A 21,394-nucleotide genomic window follows, 5' to 3' on the forward strand; every position below is an offset into this window, starting at 1 on the left:
TCTTGGGGGATGGGGCGGGCGTGAGGGCACCGTTCAGTTCCTGCGCACCCCGATGGCGGGCAGAAGCTGGGCGTACATCCTTTCGTCGGCCGCCAGCGCGGTGCGAAAGGCCTGGGGCGGCTGCCAGGCAGCAATGGAATTGGCCCGCACGAGCGCGTCCTGCACTTCCTTTTGCGTGAGCACGCTGCGCAGCGCGCCGGAGAGCTTGGCGACGACGGGGGCAGGCGTTCCCTTGGGCGCCAGCACGCCCCAGCCCGACCCCCTGGAGCTCTCGATGCGCAAGCCTTCTTCGGCCAGCGTGGGCACCTGCGGCAGCTCGGGGTGCCGCGCCTGGTAGAAGGTGGCCAGGGGGCGGACCCGCTCGGCCTTCACCATGGGCGTGATCGCGCCATCGATGACGAAATCGACCTCCCCGGCCACCAGCGCATTGGCCGCATCGGCCGAGCCGCGGAACGGCACGTGCAGCAGCTCGATGCCGGCATCGCGCGCCAGCGTCGCGCCATAGACATGGCCTGCCGACGCCTCCCCCGCCGATCCGAACGAGAGCTTGCCCGGGTTCTTCTTCGCGTGGTCGATGAACTCGCGCACGCTGGTCACGGGCAGCGACTTGCGAACCGCCATGACGGCCACGTAGTCGGCCACACCGCCGATGGCTTCGAAGCTGTCCAGGCTGTAGCCCAGCTTGCGCAGGTTGGGCAGGACGGTGAAGCTCGATGCGGCGCCCAGCAGCAGCGTGTAGCCGTCGGGCGGCGCCGCGGCCACATGCTCGGTGCCGATCTGCGTGGTGGCGCCCGCCTTGTTCTCGACCACGAAGCTGGCCTCGAGCGCACGGCCCAGCCGGTCTGCCACCAGCCGCCCCAGAATGTCGGACGAGCCGCCTGGCGGGAACGGCACCACCATGCGCACGGGCCGGGTCGGCCATGCCTCCTGGCCCCATGCGCCGGGCGAGACCGCCCATGCGGGCAGCAGCACCGCAAGCGGCGCCAGCAACCTCGAACGTTGCACCACTTCAGTCATCGACATGTCTCCTTCAGGAATGCTGCTTCGCCCTGCCCTGCTCTTGGGCATTGGGGCGCGGGCCGCGACGCGATCAGCGCCCCGTGTAGTTCGGCGCGCGCTTCTCCCGGAAGGCGGCCATGCCCTCCTTGATGTCCTCGCTCTCGCGCACTTCGTTGAGCTGGCGCAGGGTTTCCGACATGGCTTCGGCCGGGCTCTTGGGCAGCACATGCTGGTTGACGAAGCGCTTGATGGTGGTGAGCACCAGCGGCGCCGAATCGGCGAGGGCCTGGGCTTGCTGCATCGCCACCTCGAGCTGCTGGCCGGTGGGCACCAGATCGCTCACCAGGCCGATGTCATAGGCCCGCTGCGCGGCCATGGGCCGGCCCAGCAGCATGAGGTCCATGGCGGCCTTGTGCGGGATGCGGGCCGCGAGCCCGGCGATCATTCCGCCGGTGAAGCCCAGCCGGGCCTCCGGGTACGAGAACTTGGTGTTCTCGGCCGCCACGATGAGGTCGCACATCATCGTCAGCACCATCGCGCCGCCGACCACCCAGCCGGCAGTGGCCGCGACGATGGGCTTGTCGGTGGTGAAGCCCGAGCCGGGAATGCAGCGCCAGAGTTCGGGCAGGTTGCTCACGTCGGCGCCCGAAGAGAAAGCGTCGTCTCCCGCGCCGGTGATGACCGCCACACGCTGCGCGGACGCATCGAACGCGGCGAAACCTGCCTGCAGCTCCAGCGCGGTCTCCTTGCAAATGGCGTTCTTGCGCGCGGGGCGGTTGATCGTGAACAGCGTGACCTTGCCGTGGTGCTCAATCGTGATCTGCGACATATGTCTCCTATGACGTTCTGGGAAAGAGAGGGGTTCGAAGGCTTCAGCGCGCGCCGATGCGGGCGCGGGCATCGACGGCCACGGCGCCCTGGCCCTGCAGGCGGAGCTTGAGTGGATTGACTTCGACCTCGAAGTCGAGGCCCTGGGATTCCAGGTCGTGCGCCAGCCAGCTCAGGCGAACGATGGCGTCGACCACCGCCTCGATGTCGAGCGCGCCACGCCCGCGGTAGGGCTTGAGCAGGGGCGCCACCTTCAGGCCCTCGACGGCGCGCCGGGCGCTCGCAGGGTCCACCGGCGCGCCCAGGATGGCCACGTCCTTCAGCAGTTCCACCAGCACGCCGCCCGCGCCCACCACCACCTGCGCGCCGAACTGCGGATCGCGGCGGGCGCCCACGATCAGCTCCAGTTCGCCGTGTTCCTGCTTCTGAAGCGAGTAGCCTTCGATGCGCGCGTCCGGCGCGGCCTGCGCGACGCGGGACTGCATCAACGCCAGCTGATGCCGCAGCGCCTGCGCGCTGTCGATGTTCAGCGCCACGCCGCCCACGTCGGACTTGTGCGCGATGTCGGGCGAGACCACCTTGAGCACCAGCGGGAAGCCCAGCGCACCCGCGGCATCCACGGCCTGGTCGGCGGTGCGCACGATGCGCTCCTGGTTCACGGGAATGCCCACGCCGGCCAGCAGGGCCTTGGCGGCGGCTTCGCCCAGCGTGCCGCCTGCAGGGGCTGGCACGGCCGCCATGCCAGCGGGGCGGCTCGGCGCCTCCGGCGCCTGATAGGTCGACCAGGCTTTCCAGCCCCGCAGGATGGCCATCGCCTCGGCCAGGGTGTCGACGTAGGGCAGGCCACCGGCCACCAGCATCTCCCGCGCGGGCGCGGCCACGCGGCCGGGCAGCATGACGTAGAGCGTGGGCTTGCCGGCTGCCGCGGGGCGCTGCGCGCCTTCCGCCAGTTGGCGCGTCAGGCCCGGAACGTCCGGGGCGGTGGTCAGCACCATCAGCCCCAGGTCCGTCGCCGGGTCGGCCAGGACCAGTTCGGCCGTCACCTGCCCCAGCTCGTCGGTGCTGCCCTCGTGCCGACGCCCTCCGATGTCGATGGGGTTGTTGGCCTGGCCTTCGGAATAGTGTTCGGCCAGGCCGGCCCGCGTGGCCGCGCCCAGCTGCGCCAGTCCGATGCCTGCATGCGAGAGCTGGTCGGCCGAGATGGCGCCACCGCCGCCCGAGGTGGTGATGACCGCGACGCTGCTCACGCGCCGTGCCGGATAGCGCACCATCGCGCGCGCCAGACTCAGCATGTCCAGCGGGTCGTCCATCATCACGATGTTCTCGCGATCGCAGATGGCCTTGAGCGCGGCGAAGTCCCCCGCGAGGCTGGCCGTGTGCGAATAGGCCGCGCGGCTGCCGTCGGCGGTGGCGCCGGCCTTGACCATGAGCCACGGCTTGCCGGCCAGGCGTGCGCGCCGCGCCAGCGCCATGAAGCGCTGGGGCGACTTGATGCCCTCCACATAGCTGCAGATGACCTGGGTGCGGTCGTCTTCGATGAGGAACTCGACGAAGTCGCACAGCTCGAGGTCGGCCTGGTTGCCCACCGACACGCAATGCGAGAAGCCGATGCCCAGGCCATAGGAGCGGTCGAACAGCGTGCCCATGAGCGCGCCGCTCTGGCTGACGAAACCGATGGGCGCTTCAATCAGGCTGGGAACGTTCAGGGCCGGCGACGAGCACAGCACCAGCTTGTTGGCGGGGCTGATCAGGCCCAGGCAGTTGGGCCCGATCAGGCGCATGCCATGCCGCGCGGCCGCTTCCACCACCTCGCGCTCCAGGGCCTGCCCTTCGGGTCCGGCGTCGGAGAACTTCGAGGTGATGATGATCCCGGCCCTGGCCCCCCGCTCTGCGCAGGCGGCGATCTCGGCCTTCACCTTGTCGCGCGGCAGCGCCATGATGACCATGTCCGGAGCCTGGGGAGTGGCCTGGATGCTGGCGAAGGTCTTGAGCCCGAACAGGCTGTCACGCGACGGGTTGATGGGGTAGACCTCGCCCGCGTATTGGTGCTGCAGCAGGGTCTTGTACAGGCGACCGCCAAACTTGGTCTGGTCCTCCGAGGCGCCAATGACGGCGACGGAACGCGGGTTCAGCAAAGTCTTGAGAGCGACAGCAGTCACGGGGAGCATCCTTGGAGAGTCCGTTGAAGAGAGGGGGCCGGCCTTCGATGGCTGCGCCGCTCAGGCCTTGCGCTGAGCGGCGCGGTAGGCCGCGACCCGGTCGCGCAGGCCCGGCCGCGCCGCCGAGCGCACCAGCCGGGCCAGGTCTTCGGCATCGCCAGCCGGACCACGCGGGCGGCGACCGGCGGAAATGGCGGCACGGATGGCGCGTTGCGTGTGTGCCTCCAGCCGGTTGACGCGGGCCTGCAGCTGCGCGCGTTCGGCGTCGAGCGCGGTGGCAGCGACCCGCCGCGTGGCCAGACCGCCAGCGAGTGCCTGCTCGGCATCGATCACCCCGCCGCCCTCGATCCACTGGGCCGCGCGCGCAGCGCCGACCAGCGCCGCCAGCCGGGCGGTGCCCAGCACGAGGCCAAAGCCGGCGCCCGGAAAGCTGAAGCTCGCCTCATCGACGATCCAGCGTTCGGCGCAGGCAGCGAAGAGGTCGGCGCCCGCCCCCATCGTCCGGCCATGTGCCAGCGCCAGCGTGGCAAAGGGCGCGGCGTCCACCGCCTGCAACAGCAGCTCCACGCGGGTGAAGCGCGCCAGCAGGCTGTCGTCGGTCTCATGCGCGAGGTCTGAGAGATCGAAGCCGGTGCAGAAATGGCGCCCGGCCCCCGAGAACACCAGCAGGCGCACGTCGGGATCGCCGCAGGCGCTTTCCACGGCGTCCGTCAGCGCCTGCACCAGCGATGCGGACAGGGCATTGCCCTTCTCGGGCCGGTTCAGCTGCAGATGCACGAGCCCAGGCTCGCGCGAACACAGGAGTTCGTCGCCCGTGCTCATGCCTGCGCCCGCGACCAGAGGTTGGGCGACAGGCTGTTCGAGTAGCCCGACACGAAGTCTTTGGTCTCGCCGGTCTCGGGGATGAACACGTGGCGCCGGATGCGCCCGATGTTCCCGCCGTACAGGTGCACGCTGACCGAGATCCGGTCGTCGAAGGCATTGCGCACGCGATGGATGTCGCCCAGCGTGGGCGAGACCACCTCCAGCTCGCCCGGCACCAGGCGCCGCTCGCTCCCCTGCGGCACCACATGCCCTTGCGCGTTGCGCGTGTAGGCCTGGCCGCACTCCCCGCCGCGCAGCATGCCGATGATGCCCCACACCGTGTGGTCGTGAACCGGCGTCTGCTGGCCCGGCCCCCAGACGAAGCTCACGAGCGAGAAGCGGTCCAGCGGATCACCGTAGAGCAGGTGCTGCTGGTAGTACTGCGGGTGCGCGACCGCCATCGCCTCGGGCAGCCAGTCGTCCTGGGCCACCAGCGCCTGCATCAGCGGCGTGGCCCCGGCGAGCAGCCGGGCCTCGTCGGCCGGGCCCGATTCCACCAGGCGCGTCATCGCGCTCACGAAGCCCAGCAGCCGGTTCTCTGCGCTGTCCATCATGCATCCTTCGCCGCGTGCTGCAGGCGGATCTCTTCGGTGTGCTGGCCCAGTGCGGGCGCGGGCCGGCGGATGGGGAAGCCCTGCCCGTTCAGGCGCACGGGCGACGTGAAGGTGCGGGTCGTCTGCCCGTTGGGCAGCTCCAGCGGCTGCACCCAGCCCATGTGCTGCGTCTGGGGATCGGCCAGGGCCGCTTCATAGTCGTTGATGCGCGCATGCGGCACGCCGGCATCGTTGAAGGCGCGGATCCAGTGCGCGACCGGTTGCCGCGTGAAGACTTCCTCCAGGATCTGCTTGAGGACGCCCTGGTTGCGGGCCCGGTCTGTGGTGCTGAGAAAGCGCGCGTCGTCGGCCAGGCCGGGACGGTCCACCACGCGCAGCACGTCCAGCCAGAGCTTGTGGTTGCCGGCCGCGATGGCGAAATAGCCATCCTGGGCCTGGAAGGCCTGGTAGGGCGCATTGCGCGGATGGGCCGAACCCAGCTTCACCGGGCTGCGGCCATTGCCGAAGTACTCGCTGGTCTGCAGCGCGGCAATGCCGAGCGTGCAGCCGAACATGGGAATGTCGATGTGCGCGCCCCTGCCTCCCGCCCTGACCTGCACCAGCATGGCGGCGATGGAGAAGGCGGCGTACAGCCCGGACGCAAAGTCCGACACGGGCACGCCGCACTTCACAGGCGCGCTGTCCGGCTCCCCCGTGACGCTCATCACGCCGGCCGCGGCCTGGATCGTGAGGTCGAAGCCGCCCTCGCCCGAGCGGGGCCCGGTCTGGCCATAGGCAGAGATGGAGCAGAACAGCAGGGAGGGCTTGTCGGCCGACAGCGCCGCATAGCCCAGCCCCAGTCTTTCCATCACGCCGGGGCGGTTGTTCTCCACCACCACGTCGGCCTCGAGGATCAGGCGGCGGGCCAGCGCCAGGTCCTCCGGCGCCTTGAGGTTGAGCACCGCCGATCGCTTGTTGCGGTTGAGCGAGGCGAAGTTCTCGCTGTAGCCCTGGTTGAGCGGCGGCCACTGGCGCAGGCCGTCGCCCGCGGGGGGTTCGATCTTCACCACCTCCGCCCCCATGTCGGCGAGCAGAAGCGTGGAGAACGGGCCGGAGGCCGTCGTGCAGAACTCGACGACGCGGACTCCGGACAGGGGCAGCATGGCAGTGTGAGGCGCGGTCATGAATGAATCCTAAGTTCGGTCCAATATGAACAACAACATTTCCATAAAATGGAACCGCATCCACCACTGACCCCGCCATCCAAAGGGCACGAACATGAACAACACGCTGGTCAAGGGCCTCGCCATCGTTGAACTGCTGGCACACAGCGAACGGGCGCTCGGGCTGACGGAGATCGCGGCCGAGCTGGCACTGGCCAAGAGCAATGTGCACCGGCTGCTGCAGGCGCTGACGGAGGCGCGCTACATCGTTCGGGACGAGCGCAGCGGGCGCTATGTGGCATCCATCAAACTGTGGGAGCTGGGCTCTGCCGTGCTGTCGAAGCTCGACCTGCGGGTTCACGCCGAGCAGGTGATGGACGAACTGCTGCTGGGCACGCGCGAGACGGTGCACCTGTCCGTGCTCGACGGCGACGAGGTCGTCTACGTGCACAAGCTGGACAGCCCGAATCCGGTGAGGGCGTACACGCAGATCGGCGGCCGCGCCAAGGCGCACTGCGTGGCCACGGGAAAGGCCATGCTGGCCTTCCATTCGCCGGCGATGCTCGAGCGCCTGTCGCAGAACCTGCAGGCGCACACGCCCAGGAGCATCGTCGATCCGGCGCGCTTCCTCCAGGAGATGGCACGCATCCGCGTGCAGGGCTTCGCCCACAACAGGGGGGAATGGAACGAAAGCGTCTGCGGCGTGGCCTCCCCCGTGGTCGACGCCAGCGGCCATGTGGTTGCCGCGCTGGGCCTGTCCGGCCCCAAGGACCGATTCAAGCCCGCCCAGGTCAAGGCGTTCGCGCCGCTGGTGGTGGAGGCTGCGGCCCGCATCTCCAGGCGCCTGGGTGCGCGGGAGGCCCTGCCCGTCTGGCGTTGAGTTCCGCATATCGGAACATTGGTATCCATTGGCGGAAAGCCATAGCATCTGCCGCTTTCTCGCTGCGCGAACTCGCGCTGGAACCGACGGCCATGAGACAACGGGAACTGACCGCAGCCCACTGGGGCGTGTACGAAGTGGATCGAGATGCGCAGGGACGGGCCCGCGGCCTGCGCAGCCTGCCGGAGGATCCCGATCCGTCGCCCATCGGCCTGTCGATGTGGGCCGCCTACCAGGACGCCTTGCGCGTGCAATGGCCCGCCGTTCGGCGCAGCTGGCTGCACGAGGGACCGGGCGCGCGGCCCGAACTGCGCGGCCGGGAGGCCTTCGTCAGGGTGCCATGGACGCGGGCGCTGGAACTGGTCGCGCACGAGCTGGAACGCGTGCGCAGCACCCATGGCAACGAAGCGATCTTCGGCGGCTCCTACGGCTGGTCGAGCGCCGGGCGCTTTCACCATGCGCAGAGCCAGGTCCACAGGTTCCTGAACGCGCTGGGCGGCTATGTGCGCAGCGTGGACAGCTACAGCCTCGGGGCCGCGCGCGTGCTGATGCCGCACATCGTGGCGCCCATGGAAGAGCTGATGGCGAGCCACCATGGCTGGGACGTGATGCAGGCGAACACCCGCCTGCTCGTGGCCTTCGGCGGCATACCGGCCAAGAACAGCCAGGTGACGGCAGGCGGCGCGGCCGAGCACCGCGTGCGATCGGGCCTTGCCGCGCTGGCTGCGGCAGGGTGCAGGCTGGTCAACTTCAGCCCGGTCCGGGACAACTTCGACGCGCCCGAAGGCACGGTGCAGTGGATTCCGATACGGCCCAACACGGACACCGCGGTGATGATGGCCCTGGCCTGCGAGATCGTTCGCGCCGGGCGCCACGACTCAGCCTTCCTGGCAAGCCACTGCGTCGGCTTCGAGCGGTGGGCGACCGAACTGGAGGGGCGCCACGACGGAACGAGGAAGGACGCCGACTGGGCCGAAGCCATCAGCGGCGTGCCGGCCCAGACCATCCGCGCGCTGGCGCACGACCTCTGCAGCGTGCGATCGCTGGTGAACGTGTCCTGGTCACTGCAGCGCGCCGAGCATGGGGAGCAGCCCTTCTGGGCCGCCGTGGCGCTGGCCTGCGTCATCGGCCAGGTCGGCCTTCCCGGCGGCGGCTTCGGCGTGGGCTACGGCGCGGCCAACATCCTCGGCAGCCCGCACACCCGGTTCAGCGGCCCGACCTTGCCGCAGGGCAGCAACCCGGTGAAATCGTTCATCCCGGTGGCGCGGATCGCGGACATGCTGCTCGACCCGGGAGGCAGCTTTGCCTACAACGGCGCGCAGCATCGCTACCCCGACATCAGGCTGATCTACTGGGCAGGCGGCAACCCCTTCCATCATCACCAGGACCTGAACCGCCTGGCGCGGGCATGGCGCAAGCCGGAGACCATCATTGCGCACGAGCAGGTCTGGAACGCACACGCCAAGATGGCAGACATCGTGCTGCCTGCCACCTCCACGCTGGAGCGGGACGACATCGGCTTTGCCACGCGCGAGCCCTTGATGGTGGCCATGAAGGCCATCGCCGCCGCGCCCGGTGAGGCCATGAACGACTACGACATCTTCGCGGCGCTGGCCAAGCGCCTGGGTGCAACGGAGCGCTTCACCGAAGGACGCGATGCCGGGGCCTGGCTGCGCCACCTCTATGCCGAGTCCCGCGAACGGGCGAAAGGCGCGGGCGTGGACCTGCCCGACTTCGACGACTTCTGGCAGCAGGGCGAGTTCCGCCTGCCGCCTGCGAGCCGCCCCGTCGTCATGCTCGAGGATTTCCGGGCCGACCCCCTGGCGCATCCGCTCAGGACGCCCAGCGGGCGCATCGAAATCCATTCCGGGCGCATCGCATCCTTCGGCCTGGCGGACTGCCCGGGTCATCCGGTCTGGCGCGCGCCAAGGGAGTGGCTGGGCGCGGCCAAGGCCGCTGGGCATCCCCTGCATCTGATCTCGGATCAACCGCACACCAAGCTGCACAGCCAGCTGGACTTCTCTACCTACAGCCGGGCCAACAAGGTCGCCCTGCGCGAGCCCGTGGTGATGCATTCGCAGGACGCACGGGCGCGAGGCATTCGGGACGCAGACATGGTGCGGGTGTTCAATGAGCGCGGCGCCTGCCTGGCGGGAGCCCGCGTCGATGACAGCACTATGCCTGGCGTGGTCCGCATTGCCACAGGCGCCTGGTGGGACCCCACCTGCGTGGGCGAGCCCGGATCGATGGACCGGCATGGAAACCCGAACGTGCTCACGCAGGACGTGGGCGCCTCAGGCCTTTCGCAAGGCTGCAGCGCGCAGTCATGCCTGGTGCAGGTGGAGCGCTGGACCGGCGAGCTGCCCGAGCTTCGGGCCTTTGCGCTGCCGGAGTTCGAAACGAAAAACGGGTCAGGCCTTGCGGACCTAACCCGTTGATCTACTTACTTTGTTTTTGGTCGGTGTGAAAGGATTCGAACCTTCGACCCCTTGCACCCCATGCAAGTGCGCTACCAGGCTGCGCCACACACCGAAGACAGAAAGTATAGCGTGAAATCAGTAGCTTTCTGAGAGCAGCGCGCGAATTTCATGGAGCTCGCGCCGCAGCTTCATCAAGGCCTGGTGATCCATGCTCGCAGCGATGCCCGATGAGGGCATGGCCCCGCCGTGCGGCGGCAACACGTCGGTGGGATCGAAGGCGTCTGCATCTGCGTCCGGCATGCCCTGCTCATCGGCATCCAATGCGTCTGAATCCAGCTCGGATGCGGCGTCATCGCCATCCACGGACAGCCCCGCATGAAGACCCGCAGCCTTGCGACGCTCGCGCTCCTGCTGTGCCAGCTCCTGCAGCTTGTTGCGCGCACCGCTGATGGTGAAGCCCTGGTCGTACAGCAGGTCGCGGATGCGGCGGATCATCAGCACTTCGTGGTGCTGGTAGTAGCGCCGGTTGCCGCGGCGCTTCATGGGCCGCAGCTGGGTGAATTCCTGCTCCCAGTAACGCAGCACGTGCGGCTTGACGCCACACAGCTGCGCCACCTCACCGATGGTGAAGTAGCGTTTGACAGGGATGGGGGGCAGGCCCGCCTCGGGCGTTTTCTCCATTGAAATCAAGAGCGTGCGCGGCAAACGTCAGAGGTTACTCCACACTCGTTCCCGACGCCAGTGTTCGCGCACCACCGATGGGCCATGCGAGCGGCTCCTGCACGGGTGCTTCAGCAGAGCCGTGAATTTGTTCCTTGAGCTTGGCGCTCGCATGGAAGGTGGCCACGCGGCGCTCGCCGATGGGAATGAGCTCGCCGGTGCGCGGGTTGCGACCGGGACGCGGCGCCTTCACGCGGATCTGGAAGTTGCCAAAGCCCGAGATCTTCACGTCCTCGCCCTCGATCAGGCGCGCCGCGATCAGGTCGAAGAAGGCTTCGACCATGTCCTTGGCTTCACGCTTGTTCAGGCCGATCTGCTCGAACAGCAGGTCCGCCAGCTGGGCCTTGGTGAGAGCAGGCGTTTCAATCGCCTCGATGGTGAATTCCATGATGGATGTGTCTCGCAGAAGAACGCTGGCAAGCGGCGGGCTCAGGCACGCAGACGTGCGCCAAGCCGGGCGGTGCATTGCGCCACCACGGCCTGCACGACGCCATCGACCTGCTCGTCGGTGAGGGTGGCCGCATCGCTTTGCAGCAGCAGCCGCACCGCCATGCTTTTTTCACCTGCGGCCAGGCCGCCCGCGCTTGCGCCGGGCGCAGGCCGGTAGATGTCGAACAGCTGCACGTCGCGCAGAAGGCCCTGCGTGGCGGCGGCGCGCACGGCGTCGACCACCGCGGCGAAGCTCACCGATTCAGCCACCACCAGCGCCAGGTCGCGCTCCACCGCCTGATGCCGCGGCACGGGCTGCGCCACCGGCACGGGGCGCGCAGTCACGGCGTCGAGTTCGAGTTCGAACAGCACGGGTGCCTGGGCCAGGTCCCACTGCTGGCGCCAGCGCGGATGCAGCTCGCCGATCACGCCAACGGCGCGGCCATCGACGATGACCGAAGCTGCGCGGCCCGGATGCAGGGCGGGATGGTCCACGCGCTCGAAGCTGGCACGCAGCGGCGCCAGCAGGGCTTCAACGTCGCCCTTGAGGTCGAAGAAATCCACGCGCGCGGGCTTGGCGTCCCAGCGCGCGGCTTGCGCATCGCCCCAGGCCAGGCCGGCCACGCGCATGGGCTGATGCACGCCCTTGACGGTGCTGTCGGTGGTGGCCACCGAGGCATCGCGCATGAACACGCGGCCCACTTCGAACACGCGCACGCGCGCGGCCTTGCGGTCGAGGTTGAACTTAAGCACCTGCAACAGCGAACCCATCAGCGACGAGCGCATCACGCTCATCTGGCTGGCGATGGGGTTCAGCAGCTTCACCGGATCGGCATTGCCGGCCAGGTCGCGCTCCCACGCGGCTTCGACAAAACTGAAGTTGATGGTTTCCTGATAGCCCAGCGCGGCCAGGCGATGGCGCACCGCGAAGCGGCTGCGCTCGGCCTCGGGCCGCACGCGCGCACGGATGGGCGCCAGCGGCGGCGTGGTGGGCAGGTTGTTGTAGCCCACCAGACGCGCCACTTCCTCGATCAGGTCTTCCTCGATGGCCAGGTCGAAGCGGTGCGGCGGCGGCATGACCGTGATGGTGCCCTCGCCTTCCTGAAGCGCAAAGCCCAGTCGGCTCAAAGCCTGCGCACATTGCGCCTGCGTCAGTGGCATGCCGATCACGCGCGCGGCGCGGGCCACGCGCAGGGTCACGGGCCGGGCGTCAGGCAGCTTGAGCGTCCGGTCGTCCATCGGGCCGGCGCTGCCGCCACAAATCTGCTGCACCAGCTGCGTGATGCGCTCGATGATCTGCACGGTGCGGCTAGGGTCCACGCCACGCTCGAAGCGGTGGCCGGCGTCGGTCGAGAAGTTGTAGCGGCGCGAACGGCCCTGGATCGCTTCAGGCCACCAGAAGGCGGCCTCGATGTAGATGTTGGTGGTGTCGTCGGACACGGCCGTGGCGTCGCCGCCCATGATGCCGGCCAGCGACTCCACTTCGCGCTCGTCGGCGATCACGCCGACCTTCGCATCCACGTTCACGGTGTTGCCGTTGAGCAGCTTGAGCTGCTCGCCTTCGCGGCCCCAGCGCACCGTGAGACCGCCGTGGATCTTGTCGAGATCGAAGATGTGGCTGGGCTGGCCATACTCGAACATCACATAGTTCGAGATGTCCACCAACGCCGTCACGCTGCGCTGGCCGCAGCGGGCCAGCCGGTCGACCATCCAGGCCGGCGTGGCAGCCTTCGTGTTCACGCCGCGCACCACGCGGCCCGAGAAGCGGCCACACAAGTCGGGCGCTTCGACCTTCACGGCCAGCTTGGCCTCATGCGCGACGGGTGCGGGCTCGATGGCCGGCGACTGCAGCGGTGCGCCCGTCAGCGCCGACAGCTCGCGCGCGATGCCGTACACCGACAGGCCATGCGCGAGGTTGGGCGTGAGCTTGAGCGTGAGCAGCATGTCGTCCAGCTGCAGCCATTCGCGGATGTCGGTGCCCAGCGGCGCATCGGCCTCCAGCTCGAGCAGGCCACCATGGTCTTCACTGAGCTTGAGCTCGCGTGCCGAGCACAGCATGCCCTGGCTTTCCACACCGCGCAGCTTGCCCAGCTTGATTGCAAAGGGCTTGCCGTCGTCGCCGGGTGGTAGCTCAGCGCCAACCAATGCGGTGGGCACCTTGATGCCCACGCGCGCGTTGGGCGCGCCACACACGATGTTGAGCAGCTCGCCCTGCCCCACGTCGACCTGGCACACGCGCAGGCGATCAGCGTTGGGATGCTGCACGGCTTCCTTGATCTCGCCCACGACGATCTTCGTGAACGGCGGCGCGGCGGGGCGGCGCTCCTCGACCTCGAAGCCGCCCATGGTCAGGGTCTCGGCCAGTTCCTCACTGCTGAGCGACGGATTGCAGAAGCTGCGCAACCAGGACTCGGGAAATTGCATGGCGTTGGTTCTCGTCTCTTCTTGCAGGATTACTGGAATTGGCTCAGGAAGCGCAGGTCGCCATCGAAGAACAGGCGCAGGTCATTGACGCCATAGCGCAGCATGGTCAGTCGGTCGGGGCCCATGCCGAAGGCAAAGCCGATGTAGCGCTCCGGGTCCAGCCCCATGTTGCGCACGACATTGGGATGCACCTGGCCCGATCCGGCCACCTCCAGCCAGCGGCCAGCCAACGGGCCGCTCTGGAACTGGATGTCGATCTCGGCGCTGGGCTCGGTGAAGGGAAAGAAGCTCGGCCGGAAACGCAGCACCAGGTCATCGCTTTCGAAGAAGGTGCGGCAGAAATCGGTGAAGACGACCTTCAGATCCTTGAAGCTCACGTTCTGGCCCAGCCACAGGCCTTCGCACTGGTGGAACATGGGCGAATGGGTGGCGTCGCTGTCCACGCGATAGGTTCGGCCCGGCGCGATCACGCGGATCTCGGGCGCGCTCACGCCCGGGTCTTTGGCGGCGGCCTCGAACAGGGCTGCGTGCTTCTTGACCTGTTGATGGGCATAGCGCACCTGCATCGGGCTGGTGTGCGGGCGCAGGTTGTAGGGGGTGCCGTCCTCGCCGTTCAGGTCCACATAGAAAGTGTCCTGCATCGAGCGCGCAGGATGGTTCGGCGGATTGTTCAGCGAGGTGAAGCTGTGCCAGTCGCTTTCGACTTCGGGGCCGTCGGCCACGTCGAAGCCCATGCTGGCGAAGATGGACTCGATGCGCTCCAGCGTGCGGCTCACGGGGTGCAGGCCACCGCCCACGCGGCGCCGCCCCGGCAGGCTCACGTCCAGCGCCTCGGCGCGCAGCTGAGCCTCGAGTTCGGCATCGGCCAGCGCCTGCCGGCGCGCGTTGAGCGCGGCCTCAATGGCCTGCTTGGCCACGTTGATCGCGGCGCCGCGGGCCTTCTTCTCGTCCACGGGCAACTGCGCCATGCCCTTCATGAGCTCGGTCACCCGGCCGGACTTGCCAAGGAACAAGGCCTTGGCATTCTCAAGATCCGCAGGCGTGGCGGCCTGCGCAAAGGCCGTGCGGGCGTGGTCGACCAGGGTGTCCAACTCGTTCATGGGCGGCAGATGCGGAAGGAAAACGGAAAACAAAAAAGGGCTGGTGCCTTGCGAGCGCCAGCCCTTCGAGCGTGGACGCGAACCGCCGCCCCGAAGGCGGTGGTTCGCCGCGGATCAAGCGGCCAGCTTGGCCTTGACCTGCTCCACGATGCCGGCAAAAGCGGCCTTGTCGTGCACAGCGATATCGGCCAGGACCTTGCGGTCGATCTCGATACCAGCCTTGCGGATGCCGTTGGCGAACTGGCTGTAGGTCAGGCCCAGTTCACGCGAAGCGGCGTTGATACGCGCGATCCACAGACGACGGAATACGCGCTTCTTGGCGCGGCGGTCACGGTAGGCGTATTGGCCTGCCTTCATCACCGCCTGCTTGGCGACGCGGAAGACATTGCCGCGACGACCGCGGAAGCCCTTGGCAAGGGCGAGAACCTTCTTATGGCGGGCGCGAGCCGTTACACCACGTTTGACGCGAGGCATGTGAGTACTCCTTCTCGTTCGTCAGTTGATCAAATGCCTTGGCCGGGCAGCATCGCGGCCATCGAAACCATGTTGGTTTCATGAACCGACACCGCACCGCGCAGGTGGCGCTTGTTCTTGGTGGTCTTCTTGGTCAGGATGTGACGCTTGAAGGCTTGACCGCGCTTGACGGTGCCACCGGGACGAACGCGAAAACGCTTCTTCGCGCTGCTCTTGGTCTTCATCTTGGGCATGTGAATGCTCCTTTAATTTGTGCTCGCAAGGCGCCGTGAGGCTTTCACGGACTTTGCTGGCCTTCGAGGCACTTCTTCATCCAGGGGCGTGCGCGCAAGCACGCACGCGCCCCGAATCCCTTTGAATCGTTCTTGCCGGACCTGCCTCAGGTTGCCGCGGCAGGCTGCTCGCTGGCCGGCTTGGCAGCAGCCCCAGGCTTCTTGCGGCCCGGCGCGATCATCATGATCATCTGCCGGCCTTCCAGCTTGGGGAACTGCTCGACCAGGATCGTGTCACCCAGCTCGTCGCGAATGCGGTTGAGCAAGGCAAGGCCCAGTTCCTGGTGCGTGATCTCGCGACCGCGAAAACGCAGCGTGATCTTGCACTTGTCGCCGTCCTCAAGAAAGCGCCGGATGTTGCGCATCTTGATGTTGTAGTCACCATCATCGGTACCGGGCCGGAACTTGATTTCCTTGACCTCGATGACCTTCTGCTTCGACTTGGCCTCTGCCGCCTTCTTCTGCTCGAGGAACTTGAACTTGCCGTATTCGATCAGCCGGCAGACCGGCGGATTGGCCGCCGCGACCACTTCCACCAGATCGACGTCATGCTCACCCGCCAGGCGCAGCGCCTCGGACAGACTGACGACACCCAGAGCCTCGTTGTCGGGCCCGAACAGGCGAACTTCCGGGGCCATGATTTCCCGGTTCAGGCGATGTTGGCGTTCCTCGCGTTGGCGACGGTCGCGGAATCCAGTAGCGATGGTGACTGTCCTTCAAAAAAACGCTGCGGGCAGCAGCACAAGCCTCCACGGCACGCGCCCCGCAAGCGATGACGCAAGCGCCCGGACATGCCGGGCCGCTGGGATTCAACGCTTGAGAGAGATGTCGTCAGCGATCTTTTGCGAGAACGCTTCCACCGACATGACACCGAGGTCGATATTGCCTCGGGCGCGCACTGCGACGGCGCCAGCTTCCTTTTCCTTGTCTCCGACGACCAGGATGTAGGGGAGCTTTTGCAACGAATGCTTCCGTATTTTATACGTGATCTTCTCGTTGTGCAGATCGAGCTGCACCCTAAGACCTTGATTCTGCAGCGTTTTCGCAACTTCCCTGGCGTAGTCGGCCTGACCCTCGCTGATATTGAGCACCGACACGTGCACCGGTGCGAGCCAGGCAGGCATCGCGCCCGCATGGTGCTCGATCAGCATGCCGATGAAGCGCTCGAGGCTGCCGACGATGGCCCGGTGCAGCATCACGGGATGCGCGCGGCCACTGGTTTCCGTCACATAGTCGGCGCCCAGGCGCTCGGCCATGTTGAAGTCCACCTGCATCGTGCCGCACTGCCACTGGCGGCCCAGCGCATCGCGCAGCGTGTATTCGATCTTCGGCCCGTAGAAGGCGCCGTCACCCGGCGCGATGACGAACTCCACGCCCGAACGGCGCAATGCCTCCATCAGCGCCTGCTCGGCCTTGTCCCACAGCTCATCGGAGCCGATGCGGCTCTCGGGCCGCGTTGCCACCTTGTACAGGATGTCCGTGAAGCCGAAGTCCTGATAGACCCTGAGCAGTTGCGTCGTGTAGTCCACGCATTCCTGCAGGATCTGGTCTTCCGTGCAGAAGATGTGCCCGTCGTCCTGTGTGAAGCCGCGCACGCGCATGATCCCGTGCAGGCCGCCCGAAGGCTCATTGCGGTGGCATTGGCCGAACTCGCCATAGCGGATCGGCAGGTCTCGGTAGCTGCGCAGGTCGCTCTTGAAGATCAGCACATGGCCGGGGCAGTTCATCGGCTTGAGCGCGTAGTCGCGCTTCTCCGATTCCGTGACGAACATGTTCTCGCGGTAGTTCTGCCAGTGGCCCGTCTTCTCCCACAGGCTCTTGTCCAGGATCTGCGGGCCCTTGACTTCGCTGTAGCCCGTATCGCGATAGACCTGGCGCATGTACTGCTCCACGGCCTGCCACAGCGCCCAGCCCTTGGGATGCCAGAACACCACGCCGGGCGCAACCTCGTCGATGTGGAACAGGTCCAGTTCCTTGCCCAGCCGGCGGTGGTCGCGCTTCTCGGCTTCTTCGATGCGCTGGATGTACTGGTCAAGCTGCTTCTTGTCGGCCCAGGCCGTGCCATAGATGCGCTGCAGCTGCTCGTTCTTGGCATCGCCACGCCAGTAGGCACCGGCCAGCTTCGTGAGCTTGAACACCTTCAGGAAGCGCGTGTTGGGCACGTGCGGTCCGCGGCACATGTCCACGTATTCCTGGTGGTAGTACAGGCCCATGGCCTTCTCGTCGGGCATGTCCTCGACCAGGCGCAGCTTGTAGTCTTCGCCGCGGGACTTGAAGACCTCGATCACCTCCGCACGCGGCGTCATCTTCTTGATGACGTCGTAGTCCTGCGCGATCAGCTCCTTCATGCGCTGCTCGATCGCCGTCATGTCCTCCGGCGTGAAGGGGCGCTCGTAGGCGATGTCGTAGTAGAAGCCTTCGTCGATCACCGGGCCGATCACCATCTTGGCCGTGGGATAGAGCTGCTTGACCGCGTGCCCCACTAGGTGGGCCGTGGAGTGGCGGATGATCTCCAGCCCTTCCTCGTCCTTGGGCGTGATGATCTGCAGCTTCGCGTCGTGGTCGATGACGTCGCTGGCATCGACCAGCTTGCCGTTGACCTTGCCGGCCACCGTCATCTTGGCCAGGCCCGGGCCAATGGACTGAGCCACTTCGGCCACGGACACGGGGCCCGGAAATTCGCGGCGGGAGTTGTCGGGAAGCGTGATCTGAATCATGGAAAGAACCTTGGGGCAGAAACTAAAAAGCGCGGACCGAAGCCGCGCTTTTCTGAAGAGTCCGGAATCACACCGGCGCGCGGGCTACCGGCCCTTCATGCATGAGGGCCGCTCGAAGCGGTGCCGGTAGTTCGCGGTGTCATAACCAGGATGCCTTTCTTGCCCTTGTTGACTGAGGTGGACCGGCATTCTAAGCCGCCCCATGAAAAAACCCGGCCAGGCCGGGTTCTCCATCGCAAGCGAAGCGGGACTGCAGCACCCCGCACGCCGACGCTCAGTGGAACTGCTCTTCCTCGGTCGAGCCCGTCAGCGCCTTCACGCTGGAAGAGCCGCCCTGGATCACGGTGGTCACGTCGTCGAAGTAACCTGCGCCCACTTCCTGCTGGTGCGACACGAAGGTGTAGCCCAGTTCGCGGGCGGCGAATTCGGGCTCCTGCACCATCTCCACATAGTGCTTCATGCCTTCGCCACGGGCGTACGCGTGGGCGAACTTGAAGGTGTTGTACCAGTTGCTGTGGATGCCGGCCAGCGTGATGAACTGGTACTTGTAGCCCAGGGCCGAGAGCTCGTCCTGGAAGCGGGCGATGGTGGCGTCGTCCAGGTTCTTCTTCCAGTTGAAGGAAGGCGAGCAGTTGTAGCTCAGCAGCTTGCCCGGATGTGCCGCGTGCACGGCCTGCGCGAATTCGCGCGCAAAGCCCAGGTCGGGCGTGCCGGTTTCGCACCACACCAGATCCGCATAGGGCGCATAGGCCACGCCACGGCTGATGGCCTGCTCCAGGCCGTTCTTGACGCGGTAGAAGCCTTCCTGCGTGCGCTCGCCCGTCAGGAAGGGCTTGTCGTTGGCATCGTGATCGGAGGTGATCAGGTTGGCCGCTTCCGCATCGGTGCGGGCCAGCACGATGGTGTTCACGCCCATCACGTCGGCCGCAAAGCGCGCGGCGATCAGCTTCTCGCAGGCTTCCTGCGTGGGCACCAGCACCTTGCCGCCCATGTGGCCGCACTTCTTCACCGCGGCCAGCTGGTCTTCGAAGTGCACGCCCGCAGCACCGGCGGCGATCATGTTCTTCATCAGTTCGAAGGCGTTGAGCACACCGCCGAAGCCGGCTTCGGCGTCGGCCACGATGGGCAGGAAGTAGTCGATGAACTCCTTGTCACCGGGGTTGATGCCACGGCCCCACTGGATCTCGTCGGCGCGCTTGAAGGTGTTGTTGATGCGGCGGACCATGGTCGGCACCGAGTCATACGCATACAGCGACTGGTCGGGGTACATGGTTTCGCTGGTGTTGCCGTCGGCCGCCACCTGCCAGCCCGACAGGTACACGGCTTCCAGGCCGGCCTTGGCCTGCTGCATGGCCTGGCCGGCAGAGATGGCGCCGAAGGCGTTCACATAGCCCTTCTTGGCACCGCCATTGATCTTTTCCCACAGCTTCTCGGCGCCACGCTTGGCCAGCGTGTGCTCAATGGGCAGCGAGCCGCGCAGGCGCACCACGTCGGCTGCGCTGTAGCCGCGCTTGACGCCCTTCCAGCGCGGGTTGGTGGCCCAGTCCTTCTCGAGGGCGGCGATCTGCTGTTCGCGGCTGAGTTGTTCGGTGATGGTTTGCGGCATGGTCACTCCAAGGTTGTGAAAGTGGGGAGATCTGCGGGCCGGGGCCCTTGGACATGACTGTAGCGGCATCGACCACTCTTATGTCTTATAGAAGACTTAAATTTTTATTAACAAAATCAATAGCTTGAGTTTCATTTTTCTCGATACGAGATTCAATATCTTGCATTGAGAAAATATGCGGCATCGCAGCAGCGACGAATTTCAAATCACGAAAACTCCTTTTCCCATCCTGAAATCATGAAGAGGATGGCGCTGGCGCGCCGCTCAGCGCCTCTCGATGGCACCAGTCGCCACCCGATATGCGGGGCGCGTGGCGCACGCGCTCGGCCTGGATCTCATAGGCCAGGCAGTTCAGTGGCTGGCCACCGGCTGCGCCAAAGACCAGCACCTCGCGCCGCAGGTACTCGCCCTGGCCGTCCGCACGCACGTCTTCCAGCTGATCCAGCAGCGCCTCCACATCCGCGGTCACGCGGTAGATCTCGCCTCGGATGCGGTCGCAAGACCCCGCCTCGGCCTCCAGATGCCCGCAAGGGTCGGCAAAGCGCGCGCCCGGATAAGGCCCCAGGTCATAGAGCAGGCCTGCCGCCCAGCCCTCGCCCACCGGCTCCGGCGTGGGATTGAAGCGATGGATGTCGTTGCACTCGCCGCGTCGCAGCGTGCCATAGACGAATACAAGGCGAGACGGCGGCAGGCCTTCGGGCATGATCCGCACTCCTTTTTCCAGACACACAGACCTCAGTCTATTGAGCGCGCCTTGAGCACCGCCCCACCCCCATCGCGCCTGGGCGCCTATGCATGCCTGGCCCTGAGCATGTCGCTGGTCGGCAGCTATGTGGCCCTGTCCAAACCGCTGGCGGCTGCCTTTCCGGTGCTGCTGCTGGCCTGGCTGCGCTTTGGCATCGCCGCGCTGGCCATGCCGCACTGGCTGCGGCGCCCCGCGGACGAGCCGCCGATGAGCCGGCGCACGCGCGGGCTGGTGTTCCTCGAATCCTTTCTGGGCAATTTCCTGTTCTCGATCTGCATGATCTTCGGCGTCAGCCTGACCAGCGCGGTGTCGGCGGGCGTGATCATGGCGGCCATCCCGGCCGTGGTGGCGGTGGCGAGCTGGCTGTTCCTGCGCGAGCGCATCACGCCGCGCGTGGGGGCGGCCATCGCGTGCGCGGCTGGCGGCATCGGCCTGCTCGCACTGGCGCCCGGCGCAAGCACCCATGGCGCAGCAGCGCAAGGCGGCGACAACGCTTCCCTGGCCTGGCTGGGCAACCTGCTGGTCTTTGGCGCCGTGCTTTGCGAAGCCGCCTACGCCGTCATCGGCAAGTCGCTCACCGGCAAGCTCGGGCCGCGCCGCATCTGCGCGCTCATCAACCTGTGGGGCTTCGCGCTGTCCACGCCCTTCGGCCTGTGGCTGGCCTGGCGCTTCGATTTCGGCAGCGTCCACATCGGCCACTGGGCCCTGCTCGTGGCCTATGCGATGGCAGCCAGCATCTGGACGGTCTGGCTCTGGATGACCGGGCTGCGCAGCGTACCGGCCGCACAGGCGGGCGTGTTCACGGTGATGCTGCCGGTCAGCGCGGCGCTGGTGGGGGTGCTGGTGCTGGGCGAAAGCCTCAACCCGCTGCAGTTGCTGGCCTTTGCGCTGGCCCTTTCGGGCGTGCTGCTGGCCACCTGGCCGGGCCGCAAACCGGTACCCCAGGCGGCACCGGGCCACCCGCATTGAGCAACTGCGCGGCTGGCTGCGCCGCGGTCTGCGCGCGAACCGGTCATCAACAGGTCACGCCCGTGCGCATCACCTCTGAAAAAAAGCAACAA

Annotated in this window: 19 protein-coding genes and 1 tRNA gene; 3 read left to right on the forward strand and 17 right to left on the reverse strand. The window is 66.9% G+C overall.

Going from position 1 to position 21,394, the window contains the following annotated elements:
• Window positions 1-33: 33 nt before the first annotated feature.
• From PGB34_RS06695 to PGB34_RS06720, 6 genes are all read right to left on the reverse strand, one after another.
• Window positions 34-1,017, reverse strand: a complete 984-nt coding sequence (locus PGB34_RS06695) for a Bug family tripartite tricarboxylate transporter substrate binding protein (RefSeq protein ID WP_271427287.1) — start codon at window positions 1,015-1,017, stop codon at window positions 34-36.
• 73 nt (window positions 1,018-1,090) lie between these two features.
• Window positions 1,091-1,828 carry an enoyl-CoA hydratase/isomerase family protein gene (locus PGB34_RS06700; RefSeq protein ID WP_271427288.1) on the reverse strand — a complete coding sequence of 246 codons (738 nt, stop codon included), beginning with the start codon at window positions 1,826-1,828 and terminating at the stop codon, window positions 1,091-1,093.
• Window positions 1,829-1,871: 43 nt separating this feature from the next.
• A complete protein-coding gene (locus PGB34_RS06705; protein ID WP_271427289.1) occupies window positions 1,872-3,986 on the reverse strand; it encodes an acetate--CoA ligase family protein in 2,115 nt (704 codons plus the stop codon).
• 60 nt (window positions 3,987-4,046) lie between these two features.
• Window positions 4,047-4,808 (reverse strand): enoyl-CoA hydratase/isomerase family protein, encoded by a 762-nt coding sequence (locus PGB34_RS06710; protein ID WP_271427290.1) that lies wholly within the window; start codon window positions 4,806-4,808, stop codon window positions 4,047-4,049.
• Window positions 4,805-5,401: a cysteine dioxygenase family protein gene (locus PGB34_RS06715; protein WP_271427678.1), complete on the reverse strand. Its 597-nt coding sequence runs from the start codon at window positions 5,399-5,401 to the stop codon at window positions 4,805-4,807. Before PGB34_RS06715 ends, PGB34_RS06710 begins: the two co-directional genes overlap by 4 nt.
• Entirely contained in the window at window positions 5,401-6,567 is a 1,167-nt protein-coding gene (locus PGB34_RS06720) for a CaiB/BaiF CoA transferase family protein (RefSeq protein ID WP_271427291.1), read from the reverse strand. The genes PGB34_RS06715 and PGB34_RS06720 overlap by 1 nt, the downstream gene beginning before the upstream one ends.
• Window positions 6,568-6,661: 94 nt before the next feature.
• On the opposite strand from PGB34_RS06720, the gene PGB34_RS06725 reads away from it, so the two are divergent.
• Both PGB34_RS06725 and PGB34_RS06730 read left to right on the forward strand, forming a co-directional pair.
• Entirely contained in the window at window positions 6,662-7,426 is a 765-nt protein-coding gene (locus PGB34_RS06725; RefSeq protein ID WP_271427292.1) for an IclR family transcriptional regulator, read from the forward strand.
• A 92-nt stretch (window positions 7,427-7,518) separates the two neighbouring features.
• Complete coding sequence (locus PGB34_RS06730; RefSeq protein ID WP_271427293.1) at window positions 7,519-9,864, forward strand: molybdopterin-dependent oxidoreductase; 2,346 nt, start codon at window positions 7,519-7,521, stop codon at window positions 9,862-9,864.
• A gap of 17 nt (window positions 9,865-9,881) precedes the next feature.
• On the opposite strand, the gene PGB34_RS06735 is transcribed toward PGB34_RS06730, so the two are convergent.
• The 11 genes from PGB34_RS06735 to PGB34_RS06785 all read right to left on the reverse strand — a co-directional run bounded on the left by PGB34_RS06735 (window position 9,882) and on the right by PGB34_RS06785 (window position 20,291).
• Window positions 9,882-9,958: transfer RNA gene (locus PGB34_RS06735), tRNA-Pro, on the reverse strand.
• A gap of 23 nt (window positions 9,959-9,981) precedes the next feature.
• On the reverse strand, window positions 9,982-10,527 hold the full coding sequence (locus tag PGB34_RS06740) for a MerR family transcriptional regulator (RefSeq protein WP_271427294.1): 546 nt from the start codon (window positions 10,525-10,527) through the stop codon (window positions 9,982-9,984).
• Window positions 10,528-10,561: 34 nt separating this feature from the next.
• A complete protein-coding gene (locus tag PGB34_RS06745; RefSeq protein ID WP_271427295.1) occupies window positions 10,562-10,954 on the reverse strand; it encodes an integration host factor subunit alpha in 393 nt (130 codons plus the stop codon).
• 41 nt (window positions 10,955-10,995) lie between these two features.
• Window positions 10,996-13,419, reverse strand: a complete 2,424-nt coding sequence (gene pheT, locus PGB34_RS06750; protein ID WP_271427296.1) for a phenylalanine--tRNA ligase subunit beta — start codon at window positions 13,417-13,419, stop codon at window positions 10,996-10,998.
• A gap of 29 nt (window positions 13,420-13,448) precedes the next feature.
• A complete protein-coding gene (pheS, locus tag PGB34_RS06755) occupies window positions 13,449-14,519 on the reverse strand; it encodes a phenylalanine--tRNA ligase subunit alpha (RefSeq protein WP_271427297.1) in 1,071 nt (356 codons plus the stop codon).
• A 114-nt stretch (window positions 14,520-14,633) separates the two neighbouring features.
• The gene (gene rplT, locus PGB34_RS06760) at window positions 14,634-14,993 is read right to left on the reverse strand and encodes a 50S ribosomal protein L20 (RefSeq protein WP_271427298.1); all 360 of its coding nucleotides are present in this window, start codon (window positions 14,991-14,993) and stop codon (window positions 14,634-14,636) included.
• 29 nt (window positions 14,994-15,022) lie between these two features.
• Window positions 15,023-15,226: a 50S ribosomal protein L35 gene (rpmI, locus tag PGB34_RS06765; RefSeq protein WP_058642377.1), complete on the reverse strand. Its 204-nt coding sequence runs from the start codon at window positions 15,224-15,226 to the stop codon at window positions 15,023-15,025.
• A 146-nt stretch (window positions 15,227-15,372) separates the two neighbouring features.
• Window positions 15,373-15,969 (reverse strand): translation initiation factor IF-3, encoded by a 597-nt coding sequence (gene infC, locus PGB34_RS06770; RefSeq protein ID WP_271427679.1) that lies wholly within the window; start codon window positions 15,967-15,969, stop codon window positions 15,373-15,375.
• Window positions 15,970-16,074: 105 nt separating this feature from the next.
• Window positions 16,075-17,982, reverse strand: a complete 1,908-nt coding sequence (gene thrS / locus PGB34_RS06775) for a threonine--tRNA ligase (RefSeq protein ID WP_271427299.1) — start codon at window positions 17,980-17,982, stop codon at window positions 16,075-16,077.
• A 274-nt stretch (window positions 17,983-18,256) separates the two neighbouring features.
• A complete protein-coding gene (gene aceA, locus PGB34_RS06780; RefSeq protein ID WP_271427300.1) occupies window positions 18,257-19,588 on the reverse strand; it encodes an isocitrate lyase in 1,332 nt (443 codons plus the stop codon).
• Window positions 19,589-19,823: 235 nt separating this feature from the next.
• Entirely contained in the window at window positions 19,824-20,291 is a 468-nt protein-coding gene (locus tag PGB34_RS06785) for a gamma-glutamylcyclotransferase family protein (RefSeq protein ID WP_271427301.1), read from the reverse strand.
• A gap of 51 nt (window positions 20,292-20,342) precedes the next feature.
• Here PGB34_RS06785 and PGB34_RS06790 point away from each other — a divergent pair, with 51 nt between their 5' ends.
• Window positions 20,343-21,302, forward strand: a complete 960-nt coding sequence (locus tag PGB34_RS06790; protein WP_271427302.1) for a DMT family transporter — start codon at window positions 20,343-20,345, stop codon at window positions 21,300-21,302.
• The last annotated feature ends 92 nt before the right edge of the window (window positions 21,303-21,394 follow it).

Source organism: Xenophilus arseniciresistens (assembly GCF_028023875.1).
Taxonomy (GTDB): domain Bacteria; phylum Pseudomonadota; class Gammaproteobacteria; order Burkholderiales; family Burkholderiaceae_C; genus Xenophilus; species Xenophilus arseniciresistens.